This window comes from Vibrio vulnificus CMCP6 (assembly GCF_000039765.1).
Classification (GTDB): domain Bacteria; phylum Pseudomonadota; class Gammaproteobacteria; order Enterobacterales; family Vibrionaceae; genus Vibrio; species Vibrio vulnificus_B.
Genome location: NC_004459.3, coordinates 1,685,583 through 1,699,944, shown reverse-complemented (window position 1 = coordinate 1,699,944; position 14,362 = coordinate 1,685,583). Strand labels below are relative to the sequence as shown.

The 14,362-nt window shown below is 43.4% G+C and carries 11 protein-coding genes; 2 read left to right on the top strand and 9 right to left on the bottom strand.

Annotation, left to right across the window (positions count from 1 at the left end):
• The first annotated feature begins 32 nt into the window (after window positions 1-32).
• On the top strand, window positions 33-1,046 hold the full coding sequence (gene ubiU / locus VV1_RS08115) for a ubiquinone anaerobic biosynthesis protein UbiU (protein ID WP_011079631.1): 1,014 nt from the start codon (window positions 33-35) through the stop codon (window positions 1,044-1,046).
• 17 nt (window positions 1,047-1,063) lie between these two features.
• Complete coding sequence (locus tag VV1_RS08110; RefSeq protein ID WP_043920944.1) at window positions 1,064-1,942, top strand: U32 family peptidase; 879 nt, start codon at window positions 1,064-1,066, stop codon at window positions 1,940-1,942.
• A gap of 90 nt (window positions 1,943-2,032) precedes the next feature.
• Here VV1_RS08110 and VV1_RS08105 read toward each other — a convergent pair whose 3' ends face one another.
• The 9 genes from VV1_RS08105 to VV1_RS08065 form a co-directional block, all read right to left on the bottom strand.
• Window positions 2,033-3,364, bottom strand: coding sequence for an MATE family efflux transporter (locus tag VV1_RS08105; RefSeq protein ID WP_011079629.1), 1,332 nt, complete (start codon window positions 3,362-3,364; stop codon window positions 2,033-2,035).
• 30 nt (window positions 3,365-3,394) lie between these two features.
• Window positions 3,395-3,808, bottom strand: coding sequence for a MarR family winged helix-turn-helix transcriptional regulator (locus tag VV1_RS08100; RefSeq protein WP_011079628.1), 414 nt, complete (start codon window positions 3,806-3,808; stop codon window positions 3,395-3,397).
• Between the two features lie 175 nt (window positions 3,809-3,983).
• A complete protein-coding gene (gene nlpI, locus VV1_RS08095; RefSeq protein WP_011079627.1) occupies window positions 3,984-4,892 on the bottom strand; it encodes a lipoprotein NlpI in 909 nt (302 codons plus the stop codon).
• A gap of 120 nt (window positions 4,893-5,012) precedes the next feature.
• Window positions 5,013-7,139 carry a polyribonucleotide nucleotidyltransferase gene (gene pnp / locus VV1_RS08090; protein WP_011079626.1) on the bottom strand — a complete coding sequence of 709 codons (2,127 nt, stop codon included), beginning with the start codon at window positions 7,137-7,139 and terminating at the stop codon, window positions 5,013-5,015.
• Between the two features lie 504 nt (window positions 7,140-7,643).
• Window positions 7,644-8,399, bottom strand: coding sequence for an immunity protein TsiV2 protein (locus VV1_RS08085; RefSeq protein WP_011079625.1), 756 nt, complete (start codon window positions 8,397-8,399; stop codon window positions 7,644-7,646).
• A gap of 49 nt (window positions 8,400-8,448) precedes the next feature.
• Window positions 8,449-9,213: an immunity protein TsiV2 protein gene (locus VV1_RS08080; protein ID WP_011079624.1), complete on the bottom strand. Its 765-nt coding sequence runs from the start codon at window positions 9,211-9,213 to the stop codon at window positions 8,449-8,451.
• A gap of 26 nt (window positions 9,214-9,239) precedes the next feature.
• Window positions 9,240-9,992 carry an immunity protein TsiV2 protein gene (locus VV1_RS08075; RefSeq protein ID WP_011079623.1) on the bottom strand — a complete coding sequence of 251 codons (753 nt, stop codon included), beginning with the start codon at window positions 9,990-9,992 and terminating at the stop codon, window positions 9,240-9,242.
• Between the two features lie 49 nt (window positions 9,993-10,041).
• Window positions 10,042-10,782: an immunity protein TsiV2 protein gene (locus VV1_RS08070; RefSeq protein ID WP_011079622.1), complete on the bottom strand. Its 741-nt coding sequence runs from the start codon at window positions 10,780-10,782 to the stop codon at window positions 10,042-10,044.
• The gene (locus VV1_RS08065; protein WP_043920943.1) at window positions 10,782-14,324 is read right to left on the bottom strand and encodes a PAAR domain-containing protein; all 3,543 of its coding nucleotides are present in this window, start codon (window positions 14,322-14,324) and stop codon (window positions 10,782-10,784) included. Before VV1_RS08065 ends, VV1_RS08070 begins: the two co-directional genes overlap by 1 nt.
• Between the last annotated feature and the right edge of the window lie 38 nt (window positions 14,325-14,362).

Here is a 14,362-nt window from a genome sequence, read left to right as displayed (position 1 = left end):
ACACCCTTTTCGTCTCAATTTGTAGTGAGCATATGGAACTCCTTTGTCCAGCAGGTAATCTTCCTGCTCTGAAAACCGCCATCGACTGCGGTGCCGATGCGGTGTATATCGGCTTTAAAGATGATACAAATGCCCGTCATTTCGCTGGACTGAACTTCAGCGGGAAAAAACTCGAGAAAGCGGTTCAATACGTCCACGATCACCAGAAAAAAATTCACGTCGCCTTGAACACGTTTGCGCATCCAGATGGCTTTGAGCGTTGGACAAATGCGGTCGATATGGCGGCGGCATTGGGTATCGATGCTCTGATCGTTGCCGACATCGCTGTGTTAGAGTATGCAGCACGAAAATACCCTCACCTTGAACTGCATTTATCGGTTCAAGCCTCGGCCACCAATGTCGCAGCGGTCGAGTTTTATCAGCAGAATTTCAATGTTAAACGCGTTGTACTACCGCGCGTATTGTCGATTCATCAAGTGAAGCAACTGTCACGTAATATCCCACAAGGGGTAGAGTTGGAGGTTTTTGCCTTTGGTAGCTTGTGCATCATGTCAGAAGGCCGCTGCTACTTGTCTTCCTATTTAACGGGAGAGTCTCCCAATACCGTCGGCGCTTGCTCACCCGCCAAATATGTGCGCTGGCAAGAAACACCAACGGGGTTAGAGTCACGTCTCAACAACATTTTGATCGACAAATACGGTCATGGTGAGAACGCAGGCTATCCGACTCTCTGTAAAGGCCGCTTTGATACCCACATAGAGGGGGAATCCAAACGCTACCACGCACTAGAAGAGCCAACCAGTCTCAACACGCTGTCGTTGCTGCCTGAACTGTTTGCCGCCAATGTCGCCTCGGTAAAAATCGAAGGCCGTCAGCGTAGCCCTGCCTATGTCGAGCAAGTGACTCGAACTTGGCGTGCGGCGATTGATCGTTACCAAGCGAATCCGCAAGCCTACCAAGTGGAAGAGGCTTGGAATGCCGCACTGGCGAATGTCTCCGAAGGGACACAAACCACGCTCGGCGCTTATCATCGTCAATGGCAATAAGGATTCAAGGAAACAAGATGAAATACTCACTCGGTCCGCTACTTTACTTCTGGCCCAAACAGAACGTTGAAGACTTTTACCATCAAGCGAAAAACAGCTCTGCCGACATCATCTATTTGGGGGAATCGGTCTGCTCTAAACGCCGTGAAATGAAACCCGCGCACTGGTTTGAGTTGGCGAAAGAGCTTTCCAGTGCAGGCAAGCAAGTGGTGCTTTCTACCATGGCACTGCTCGAAGCCCCAAGCGAAGTCAACGTGATGAAAAAGTACATCGACAATGGTGACTTTGCCATTGAAGCGAACGACGTATCGGCTATTCAGTTGGCGTTTGAAAAGCGTGTTCCCTTTGTTGTAGGCCCAGCAGTCAACACATACAATGCGCACACGCTTAAATTGTTCCTTAAACAAGGGATGATTCGTTGGTGCATGCCTGTCGAGCTGTCTCGTGAATGGCTGCAAAACGTATTAACCCAATGCGATGAAGTGGGCATTCGCAACCAATTTGACGTAGAAGTCTTTAGCCATGGCTATTTGCCGCTCGCCTATTCCGCACGCTGCTTTACCGCCCGTGCAGAAAACAAAGCCAAAGACGATTGTGAAACCTGCTGCATCAAATACCCAACGGGCATTCAAGTGCACAGCCAAGAAGGCCAAGCGGTATTCAATCTCAATGGCATCCAGACGCAATCCGGTTACTGCTACAACCTGATTAATGATCTCCCTGCCATGCAAGGATTGGTGGATGTGGTGCGTGTCAGCCCATTAGGGTTAGAGACATTTACGACCGTCGATCAATTTCGCGCCAACGAACAAGGCGCACAGCCGCGTCAAATCGAAGACCGTCAATGCAATGGCTACTGGCACCAAATTGCAGGCCTAGAGGTGAAAAATCTCTAGCTTTATCCCGTTAAAACAACAAAGAGGGCTTGCACCCTCTTTGTTATCTTACCGTTCTATTTTCCTACTCTTCGATGTTCTTCCATATACCTACGCTTCAACCCACTGATTTTTAGGCATTCGCTTGATATCGCGCCATAGCATAACCGCCACCACTAAGGTCAGTGCAATATTTGACAATGGGAAAGCCAGCCAAACCCCAGTAATACCGAGCAATTTAGGCATAATGAAGAGAAACGGCAGTTGCACCATCATGTTGCCAATACTGACGAATAACGCCTTTCCACCACGGTTCACCGATTGATAGTAGGCCGCTGTCACCACCAGAAAGCCATCTAAGAACATGGCAAACATATGGAGTCGTATCCCCGTAATGGTGTGCTGAGTCAGTTCAGCGTCGTTCGCATTAAATACCGCCACCACTTGCTCAGGGAATAGATTCAATAAACCAATAAACACCATGCCCGTCAGCACCGCAGAGCTCATCGCAATTTTGAGTAACTTTTTGATATTGTCACTGTGTCCAGCGCCATGATAGAAACTCGCTAATGGCTGCATACCATTGGCAATTCCTTCTGCAATCAAATAATAGACAACTATGATGTAACCAAGGATCGCATAAGCCCCCACCAACACTGGGCTACCATAGCTCAGCAACAAGCTATTGTGCAGCGCCACCATCATGGAGCCATAGGCGTACATAAAGAAGCTTGATGTCCCAATAGCGAAAATTTGTGGCAACAAACGCCATTGAAACGAGAAATTGTGCTTCGACAAACGCAGTTTGGCTTTGCGTGAAAAAAAGTAACTGAGCCCCACCAGTAGTACCACCATTTGAGCCAATGCTGTGGCGATTGCCGCCCCCGTTAACTGCCACTGCAATAGACCGATAAACAGGTAGTCGAGAACGATATTGGTGATCGCCCCCAACACCATCAGCATCGTCGCCAAATTGGGACTACCATCATTGCGCAGCAAAATCGGCATTGCGATCGAGCCCAAGGTGAACAAGCAAGAAAACACCAATACGTCGAGATACTGTAAGCCGAGTTGGAACACCTCTCCTTGCGCGCCTTGCAAACGCAGAAAGTCATCCGCAAAACACCAGAGCAAAATCGACACCACAGGGCTCATCAGCAGCAACAGTACCAAGCCCGTCGACAACACGGCTTGCGCTTTTTGCGGTTGCTTCTCACCAAGTCGGATAGAAGCCAGCGCGCCCGTCCCTACTCCCACCATTAAACCGATACCCAAAATAGAGCCAATCAGTGGCCACGCCACATTAATCCCCGCAAGCCCTGCGGCACCAACGTAATGGCCAATAAAAATACCATCCACCACTTGATATAAGCCGTTCACAAGCATGGCGGCAATGGTCGGTATGGTATAGCGCCAAAATTGGCGATAAATAGACGTATTCATCAATGAAAGCTCGACATCGATTATAAGAAACTAAAACGTAAGTGCTTTACTGAGCAATGAGACGAGTTGTTGCTGCTCTTCATCACTCAACTGCCCTGCGACCTGCTCAGCCAATATGCGGTAAACCATCGCTTCCTGTGCTAAATAGTGCAGCGCTTTCTCTGTCAGCGCCACGCGCTTCACTCTTGCATCATGCAGACAATGAGTTCGACTCACCAATCCTTTTCGCTCTAAACGAGTCACCATATTGGTCGCAGAAGGTTTAGAAACTTCCATTTCCAACGCAAGATCCGTGATGCGTATCGGTTCTTGCGCATTTTGAATCACTTTCAGGTAGTCATATTCACTAAAACTCAACTGCAAGATAGGATCGTCTTTGCTGTGCTTTCGCCACACTTTTGCCGCAAAGCGCTCCATTTTTTCGAGATGGGTGCTGAGGCTCATTATTCAACCATTAAAATAGTTAGCAAGGCTAACTATTTTAATCTTGTTATTGAAATTAGCAATCCACTAAAACAAGCCGAGGACATTTTTATCCACCGTGAATAAGCGGGAAAGAAAAGAAACCCTCGATCATCATCGATGTCGAGGGCTTTGAATGGTGAGTTTTTTTGTTCGCCTATGGCGTACTTTTCGCTTGTGCCTTAGCCAGTCGCTCCGACTGAAGTTGCTGATATATATGCCCAAGTTCTAAAAATGCGTAGCGATGCTCAACGTACTCATAAACATTGAAAGAGATCGCTAACTTATACAATGAGATCGCATTGGCAAAGTCGCCTTTCTGCTGGTAGCGCTTAGCAAGATAGAAATAGACTTCGGTTAAACGCTGCGCCAGTAGCACGTTTTCACGAGATGCATCAATGATCGCTTTGAACGCTTGCTCCTCAGACACTTGCTCGCCCATTAACGCAACCAACACCCATCCCCACTCTTCACTGCGCTGTTGATAGCGAGTCAGTAAATCCGCCTTGGCCTGAACAGGATCGAGATCCGATTCAATGATGTAGAGCCAAAGGACACGAAACGGATCTTGCGGATCATCTTGATAATGCTTCTGCATCTCTTCTTTTGCCAGATCCAAACGGCCGCCGTAATAGAGTGCGATAGCACGATTGCGCTCCGCATAACTATTGCTTGGATCTAGCTCTAACGTTGAGTCGAATGCTTCGTAAGCGGCATCATATTCACCCACTTGTGTGAAATAGACGCCCAATAAATTGAAGATATCTGGCTGTGCAGGGTTTAACTGCAGAGACTGATTAAAATCGAGTCTGGCTAAATCACGCAAACCGACACTGTCATAGTAGTTACCACGTTCGTAATGCATTTTCGCACGAACTTCATCACTGAGATCGGTGCGTTGCAGCAATTGTGACAAACGCGCAATTTGCACCTCTTGCTGGACACTCGCCTGCAATGGCACTGCCATTGGCGGATACACCCACTGACTCTTGTTGCCACTGGTGGTTGATGCACAGCCTGTTGTCGCCAACGCGATACACAGACTAACGGTTTGAAACCATTTCACTAAAAGGCACTCCTGTGAAGACTGCGAAAATAAAAAGGGGAGCTCAATGCTCCCCTTTATAACATGCTTTCAGGCTTTTAAGCGAGAAAAGCCCTAGACAAGTATGTGTCAACGTGAAGATTACTCTTCTTCTGCCGCTGGCGCTTCTGCTTCAACTGGCTTTTCTACCGCTTCTTTCATGCTTAGACGAACGCGGCCTTGGCGGTCGATTTCAAGTACTTTAACTTGAACTTCTTGACCTTCAGTTAGGTAGTCAGACACTTTCTCTACACGCTTGTCAGCGATTTGAGAAATGTGAACAAGACCATCTTTACCTGGAAGAATCGTTACGAACGCACCAAAATCAGCTAGGCGAGCTACTTTACCTGTGTAGATTACGCCCACTTCAACTTCAGCGGTGATCTCTTGAATACGACGGATCGCTTCTTTCGCTGCCGCACCTTCTGTTGCTGCAATCTTGATAGTACCGTCATCTTCGATTTCGATGGTTGTGCCTGTCTCTTCAGTTAGAGCACGGATCACTGCGCCACCTTTACCGATAACGTCTTTGATCTTGTCTGCGCTGATCTTCATCGTGTGGATGCGAGGAGCGAACTCAGAGATATCGTCACGAGCACCAGAGATAGCTTGATCCATCACAGATAGGATGTGCTTACGCGCGCCTTGAGCTTGGTTAAGCGCAATTTGCATGATCTCTTTCGTAATACCTTCGATCTTGATGTCCATTTGAAGTGCAGTGATACCAGTAGAAGTACCCGCAACTTTAAAGTCCATGTCGCCTAGGTGGTCTTCGTCACCAAGGATATCTGAAAGAACAACAAAATCGTCGCCTTCTTTAACCAGACCCATTGCGATACCAGCAACAGAAGCCTTGATTGGCACACCAGCGTCCATAAGCGCTAGAGAAGTACCACATACAGAAGCCATTGAAGATGAACCGTTAGATTCTGTGATTTCCGAAACAACACGTACTGTGTATGGGAACTCATCAATTGATGGCATTACTGCAGCAATACCACGCTTCGCAAGTTTACCGTGACCGATTTCACGACGCTTCGGAGAACCGACAAAACCCGTTTCGCCTACACAGTATGGAGGGAAGTTGTAGTGCAGTAGGAAGTAATCTTTCTTCTCACCCGTTAGCTCGTCGATGATTTGCGCATCACGTTGAGTACCTAGCGTCGCCGTTACTAGCGCCTGAGTCTCACCACGAGTGAATAGTGAAGAACCGTGAGTACGTGGAAGAACGCCAGTACGTACATCTAGTGCACGAACCATGTCTTTTTCACGGCCATCGATACGTGGGTTGCCAGCAATGATGCTACGACGCACAACCGTCTTCTCAAGATCGTGGAAGATAGTGTGAATTTCTTTTGCATCTGCTTCTGGATCTTCAGCAAGGATAACTGCATTAACCTCTGCCGCAATCTCATGGATACGGTCGTAACGAGCCATCTTTTCAGTAATTTTGTAAGCTTCAACAAGTTTCGCTTCTGCTAGATCCGCCACTTTCTCGTTAAGAGCTGTGTTCGCTTCAGGAGCAACCCAGTTCCAAGATGGCGTCGCAACTTCTGCTGCGAATTCGTTGATTGCTTTGATCACTGCTTGTTGTTGGTCGTGACCAAATACCACTGCAGATAGCATTTCTTCTTCAGTAAGGTTGTCAGCTTCTGACTCAACCATTAGCACTGCAGATTCAGTACCCGCAACAACAAGATCTAGACGAGATGCGTTTAGTTCAGTGTTGCTTGGGTTTAGTACAAGTTGACCGTCAATGTGACCAACACGTGCCGCGCCGATAGGACCGTTGAATGGGATACCAGAAATAGCAAGCGCTGCAGAGGTACCAATCATTGTTGGGATATCTGGCTGTACGTCTGGGTTAACAGACACTACCGTTGCGATAACTTGTACTTCGTTATTAAAACCCTCAGGGAATAGAGGACGAATTGGGCGGTCGATTAGACGAGCAGTCAGCGTTTCACCTTCAGAAGGACGGCCTTCACGCTTGAAGAAACCACCTGGGATTTTACCTGCAGCGTAAGTACGCTCTTGGTAGTTTACGGTTAGAGGGAAGAAGTCCTGACCTGGAACTGCTTCTTTCTTACCGACAACAGAAACAAATACTGCAGTGTCGTCCATAGTAACCATAACAGCAGCGGTTGCTTGACGTGCGATAACGCCAGTTTCTAGAGTAACCGTGTGGTTACCGTACTGGAACGTTTTAACAACTGGTTTTTCGAACATTATTATTCCTTGTTGCCGAAAATAAATTCGGACGTTGGTATTAGGTCTCAAAACATTGCATATCGCGACTAGTGCAAAGAGCCTGAAAGCAAGCTATTTGGAATAGTCGCGACCTATTGGTCGACAGACTGACGGCAATGTATTGAGGTGTAAATGCTCAACAGTGAAGGTTGAGACGCTGGGTAGTATAAACCACTTCATACCTACACGCTATTCGGTAGGTCAAGATTGTCGGACATCATTGAGAAAACTAGCAAAGTAGGAGACTAAAAAACGAGCGACTTGCCAACTAAATGATGGGTCAGGCGTCAAAGATACATAATTTCATGAGTCATCAATATTCGGATATCGACGTAACTCTGGCTTCAGGCACAGAAGTGTCACCAACGAAAAAAACACATCAGCTTTGGATATCTCTTCATTCTTATAATCAATCTCTCGCTTAATGGCCCGTTCATCCAATGAGTAAAAATCCATCTGGAAAATTTCCTTTAAAATATATAATTAGTCTAAAAAATCTGCTTTTAGTTCGATATAATCAGTAGCATCTTTAATATCAATAACATTAAAGTCCTTTTTAAGATAATAAAACAGTTTATATAAAAATGATTCATCTATATAAATATCCAGTGGTGATGAGTACTCCCATATACCAATTGAACGCATTTCTCTCTCAAATCTTGGATTAAAAGCAATCTGTTGACGTTCACGAAGGTATCTAACCCGAAAACTATCTGGCATAATATGTCTTTCGTATTCTTTTCTTTTCCTATGATTAGACATAGCTCTCGCGTGAAGTAATCCCGCTCCAGCTCCCGCTAATGCAAGTGGCCCTAAAAATATAACCGCAATAACACTGACAAAAGCCGCTAATTTACCTCCAGCGCGAGAAAACTTGTAAAAGTTCTCATGTACATTCTCTTCTATTGTATACCGAATACCGACTTTAGTGAGTTCGTAACAATACGTTTTAGGTTGAAACTCAGTAAACCTCAAATAGAGACCAAGTAAAACCATAACAATAGTAATACCAAACCAAACTACAAAATCTTCAATAGTTGGTGGCACTAATAAGGCAACGATTAGCGAAGGTATGATCATCATACCAAAAACTAGAACTTCCTCACCAAACAATCTCTTAGGCGTACAAACCCAAGAAAATAATATATCTTCTATAGGGAGTCTTTCTTTTTTATAAGCAATCTCTTGCTTTATCGCCTGCTCATCCAATGAGTAAAAATCCATCTCATCCATGTCCATAAAAACTTAGAATCCGACCGAGGAATGTAGACTATAAAAAACATATCGTTTAATTTAAATATTCAAGTTTAAGTTCTTTAAAGCTATTGACTTCTTTTATATCAATCACGTCAAACTCTTTTTTAAGATAATAAAACAACTTATAAAGATCAGATTTGTCTATATGTATACCCGGAGGTGATGTCATCTCCCATACTCCTATTTCCTGCATTTCCAACTCAAACCTAGGGTTTAATGCGACCTGCTGGCGACTATGTTGATACCTAACACGAAAACTATTCGGAATAATATACTCCTCGTATTCTGTCCTTTTTCTATGATTAGACATAGCTCTCGCGTGAAGTAACCCCGCACCCGCTCCCGCTCCCGCTCCCGCTCCCGCTCCCGCTAATGCAAGTGGCCCTAAAAATATAACCGCAATAACACTGACAAAAGCCGCTAATTTACCTCCAGCGCGAGAAAACTTGTAAAAGTTCTCATGTACATTCTCTTCTATGGTATACCGAATACCGACCTTAGTGAGTTCATAACAATACGTTTTAGGTTGAAACTCAGTAAACCTCAAATAGAGGCCAAGTAAAACCATAACTACAGTAATACCAAACCACACTACAAAATCTTCAATAGTTGGTGGCACTAATAAGGCAACGATTAGCGAAGGTATGATCATCATACCAAAAACTAGAACTTCCTCACCAAACAATCTCTTAGGCGTACAAACCCAAGAAAATAATATATCTTCTGTAGGAAGATTTTCTTTTTTATAAGCAATCTCTTGCTTTATCGCCTGCTCATCCAATGAGTAAAAATCCATTTTCAGATATACCTAGATAATTTTGTCTAATTGAGATACTCTCTGTTTAGTTCCTTATGTGTCTTAGCCTCTTTGATATCAATTACGTCAAATTCTTTTTTTAGATAGAAGAGTAACTGATACAATTTATCAGGTGAAATGTGAATGTCTTCTCGAGTTCCAAAACTGTATATACCTATACTCATCATTTCTTTCTCATGCCTTGGATTGATAGCGACTTCCTGCCGAGCACGATGATATCGGACACGAAAACTATTTGGCATAATATGAGTCTCGTACTCTGTTCTTTTTCTATGATTAGACATGGCTCTCGCGTGAAGCAACCCCGCACCCGCTCCCGCTAATGCAAGTGGCCCTAAAAATATAACCGCAATAACACTGACAAAAGCCGCTAATTTACCTCCAGCGCGAGAGAACTTGTAAAAGTTTTCATGTACATTCTCTTCTATGGTATATCGAATGCCTACTTTAGTGAGTTCATAGCTGTATGTTTTAGGTTGAAAAATGGTAAACCTATAATAAAGCCCAAATAAAAAGAAAATTACAAAAAAAATAAATGCATAAATAAAATTGTCATCTTCTTCCATTTGAAGAATAAACAACAATGGAGGTACAACAATCATCAATAAAACATGCAACTCCTCAAAAAACAATCTTTTGGGCGTACAAACCCAAGAAAACAATACATCTGCTGTAGGAAGATTTTCTTTTTTATAAGCAATCTCTTGCTTTATCGCCAGCTCATCCAATGAGTAAAAAACCATCTCATCCATGTCCATAAAAACCTAGAGTCCGACCGAGGAATGTAGACTATAAAAAACATATCGTTTAATTTAAATATTCAAGTTTAAGTTCTTTAAAGCTATTGACCTCTTTTATATCAATCACGTCAAACTCTTTTTTAAGATAATAAAACAACTTATAAAGATCAGATTTGTCTATATGTATACCCGGAGGTGATGTCATCTCCCATACTCCTATTTCCTGCATTTCCAACTCAAACCTAGGGTTTAATGCGACCTGCTGGCGACTATGTTGATACCTAACACGAAAACTATTCGGAATAATATACTCCTCGTATTCTGTCCTTTTTCTATGATTAGACATAGCTCTCGCGTGAAGTAACCCCGCACCCGCTCCCGCTAATGCAAGTGGCCCTAAAAATATAACCGCAATAACACTGACAAAAGCCGCTAATTTACCTCCAGCGCGAGAAAACTTGTAAAAGTTCTCATGTACATTCTCTTCTATGGTATACCGAATACCGACTTTAGTGAGTTCATAACAATACGTTTTAGGTTGAAAAACAGTAAATCTCATATAGAGTCCAAACAAAATCATGAATACAGTAATAAAAAACGCAAAAAATACCCCATCCCAACTTGAAGCTGAAAAGAAAAAAATTAAGGATGGAAATATAATCATAGAAAAAACAAAAACCTCCTCAACAAAAAATCTCTTAGGCGTACAAACCCAAGAAAATAATATATCTTCTGTAGAGAGCCTTTCTTTTTTATAAGCAATCTCTTGCTTTATCGCCTGCTCATCCAATGAGTAAAAAATCGACATTATTTACGCCCTATAATTTGATATGTATCACCATTCACTTCTCGTCCATCATTGAAAGAAACTGAACATTGCCCTTCCCCTTTTCCTGAAACTAGATAACATATATCACTTTCATCACTAGCATAAGTCACATTTACTCGTAAACCAGTACGACTTTCCATCGCTATCTCATAGAAATATTGGCCTTCTTCCTGCTCCCATTTTCCACTTTTTTGAATAAAAATCGCATTATTTAATATGGTCAGAACAATGCCTTGCTCTGGATCTGGAACGTAAAATCGGCATACATAGCGACACAACGGGCTATTAACAGCCATTTTGGTAGTTGACGCATGATAATAACCTTCACTACTTGGTGTTGTTTTTTCCATCCCATAAGGGAACACGCTAGCTTGTTCTTTGATTTCTACTATTGGTTTCAACGCTATTTTTTTGTACTCTAATAGCTCTTTCTCCTTGCTCCATTTAGCATTACTCTTTCCCCACGTAGATTCAGATAGCCACTTTTCAATTTCATTTTTTTTGCTGATTTCATATAAAATTTGAATAAATACAGTGCTTATTGCAACCCATCCACCGACAGTCACCATCCACGGTAAAAGTAAATTTCCAACTGCTATGTTTAAAATAGAAGCACGTATATAAACTGCCATATAAACACCAAATTGAGCTAGATATGAAGAAGAAATAAGTAGTAAAAGCCCCTTCTCATATATATTGTTTGATTGTAGAAATAAACGATTATTTTTGTATATTTCCCAAGCCGACGCTATAGCACCAAACATCGCCCCTGTAACAAGAGCAGAAACAAAAATCCGATTGGCACTTATCCCTCTAATCTTTATACTTTTTGCAGAGGCAATTTCCATGACTGTTTTTGTCTTCATATCAGATATTGACTTAGACAAATACGACCCAACAAGATTTTTTGTGAGATCTCCAGAAGCGGAAATTAGCCACATCAGTCCAATTCCAACATCTTGAAGTGCTTTGCTATGTACATCAGAGCCTTTTCCAGTATCACCTAGCGTTCCACTAAGCATATTTAAGTTAATACTATTGAGCAGTACCGTTAATGCCGCGTTACCACCAACTGAGCTATAAGCAGTGCTCGCTTGTGTAAACTTTCCTCCAACCAACTGCATATAACGCGCGTGTAAGGCCTTGCGACTTTGGCGAAAACTTTCGTCGGCACGAATAGAGATCAAGTCCGGATGTTCCACCAATTTTTCAAGTAACGATGTTCTCAGTTTTTTATACTGGTTGTATTTTCGGACCGGCCATATTGTGTGCTTGTCGAGTTTGTAATATTCATCAGAGAGTTCTTTAACCAACTGCTTAAACTCTTTCCGAAATCGTTGCGTTCCATTGATATAGTCATCATTAAATCTCGGTACTTCCTGTTTGATCCGACACCACCAAATGGCCCTTTTTATTTCAAACAGCAGGGGAGGACTCGATAAACGATCAGGATAGATATAGAGCAACAAATGGTTCAAATAGTCACTCAGCTCTCCTTTCAAAGTTTTGCCCAATATATCGAGTACTGCACGAGCTTCTTCGGTTAGTTCTCGCACCCATATCGCATCGCGTCCTGTACCGTGTTGCATCAGATCTTTTAATTTATCAAATGCCCCAACGATATTGGTATAGTGGGGAACTAGATTTATTGATTCGGTATTATCCAGCTCTCGCGTTACCGCAAAGCTAAGGGATTCACTGCCGCCATAGGGGGCAAAGGAGAGAATATTTCGTCCCGCTAAAAACTCATTTAACTTTTTAAGTTCTCGTTCACGGTTTTGCACCGCTAGTTGCATGGTGGTAAAGATTTCATGGGTGAGGACAATGTAGTGATTCATACCCTCTTGTGTGTAGATATCTATGCCATAACGCATAGGGTCAACGACGTCAGCCCCCTGTAAGCCTGAGTATAACTCACGCATATAGAGGTCGATCTTCGTCTCTGCCTCTCCCAACTTGGATTCCATCTCGTTACTGAATCGATCCAGTTTTTTCCAATTGACTTCATCGACGTATTTTCGTCTTTCAAACCAGAGCTTATGATCAAGTTCATCTGGCACATAGTCCCAGCGTTCTCGTAATATTTTTAGCCCTTTGGAGCCGTGTGTAGAGTGCTCCTTAGTATTCAGGCTCACATAACTTTGTTTTTGTTGCTTTGCGACTAATTCAGTAACATCCGCCTCGCGCTCCTTAAAATAGGCATGTAAATCAGCTTCAAAATAAGGATAGGTTGATTTATTGATGTTTGAACTCCACTTCGATTCAGGCACTTGCACTCGCGCCAAACTTCGCGCGATACGTGCCATCTCAAGCTTATGAAATTCGTCTTCATCTTTCGTTATTGAAAGGTTTTCAATAATTGGCACATTTAATGGGATAGTGAGATCAAGTACATCAGAAAGCACATCATCCAACGCCACAACTAATGTTACGTCCCCCTGAGCATTTCCTAGCCACTCACCTGCGGAAAAAGTGGGTTTGCTGGTTACGAGCTGACTCATAATAGCGTCTGCTGTCGGGTTACTCTCTACCTCATCTCCTGAATCTACTTTAGGCGGCTCTCGTAATGAAACCGAGCTCATTATAAAATCGTGTGGACACGTATCCATATCCGAAACATGTTCGAGCGTCAATTCATCACCAACATGCCACTGTTCTCCTTCAATACAAACCACTCGACGCATCCATCGATGTCTTAAACTCGAATCTTGTTTGAGGGTATCAACAATACGCTTTGTCCATTGTATTAATGAGAAAGCGATATGCAGGGTTGTGCCTTCGAGATAGATGTTTGCATCGCCAGTAAGTGATGCGCCTTCTACTTTATACTCCGTTATCTCTTGAGTGAGGTCGTCATAAATATAAAGCCATCCATCGCGCAACTGACGTAGCACGTAGGGTGTCGATATTGACAGAGGCCCGCGGCCTAGTACCGATTCAGGCGTCTGCCTTTCCATATCAATCGCATAACGAATAGGAACAATGGAAAATGTTTTCGGCTCACGATTCTGATCTGTCGACAGACCCGGATATACGGTATTGCTATCTACAGCCGATGATGTCGAGGAACCATTCGCTGGCGTATGTGACGTAGATGAGGGTGAAGCTTGAGGCTCGTTTGAGAGAGAATTACTTTGCTTTGTTGGTGGCGCTACTTGTTTATCTTCATTGCTTTGCGGACGAGAGTCGCTACTTGCAACTGCAGAGTCTTGTGAGTCAGGATAGCACCCAGCATCACCAATAAACACATTAGGGCTACCGCCAATAATGACACCGCCATGATTGGTAGCGTCAAACATTCGAGCCGCTGGCTTACCATTAATGAATACGGAAGATGAGCCTTGTTTTATGCTATCAGGAGGCCCCACACAAACCATGGAATCTCCCTTTCTTGCTGCTGGCACACCGTTGATCATGACATTACTTGAACCTGTCGTGATCGGCCCTCCAACGTGAGGAATCTTCCCAGTCTTTTTGGGACAAAGATGATTATGACCTATCGTGGCTGCAGGTTTTGACATGATCTTGTATCTCATTGACGGCATTACAGAATTGCCGA

Bases quoted from the DNA above. Each gene is read 5' to 3' on its own strand.
- ubiU (WP_011079631.1), top strand. From the start codon at position 33: ATGGAACTCCTTTGTCCAGCAGGTAATCTTCCTGCTCTGAAAACCGCC.
- VV1_RS08110 (WP_043920944.1), top strand. From the start codon at position 1,064: ATGAAATACTCACTCGGTCCGCTACTTTACTTCTGGCCCAAACAGAAC.
- VV1_RS08105 (WP_011079629.1), bottom strand. From the start codon at position 3,364: ATGAATACGTCTATTTATCGCCAATTTTGGCGCTATACCATACCGACC.
- VV1_RS08100 (WP_011079628.1), bottom strand. From the start codon at position 3,808: ATGAGCCTCAGCACCCATCTCGAAAAAATGGAGCGCTTTGCGGCAAAA.
- pnp (WP_011079626.1), bottom strand. From the start codon at position 7,139: ATGTTCGAAAAACCAGTTGTTAAAACGTTCCAGTACGGTAACCACACG.
- VV1_RS08085 (WP_011079625.1), bottom strand. From the start codon at position 8,399: ATGGACATGGATGAGATGGATTTTTACTCATTGGATGAGCAGGCGATA.
- VV1_RS08080 (WP_011079624.1), bottom strand. From the start codon at position 9,213: ATGGATTTTTACTCATTGGATGAGCAGGCGATAAAGCAAGAGATTGCT.
- VV1_RS08075 (WP_011079623.1), bottom strand. From the start codon at position 9,992: ATGGACATGGATGAGATGGTTTTTTACTCATTGGATGAGCTGGCGATA.
- VV1_RS08070 (WP_011079622.1), bottom strand. From the start codon at position 10,782: ATGTCGATTTTTTACTCATTGGATGAGCAGGCGATAAAGCAAGAGATT.
- VV1_RS08065 (WP_043920943.1), bottom strand. From the start codon at position 14,324: ATGTCAAAACCTGCAGCCACGATAGGTCATAATCATCTTTGTCCCAAA.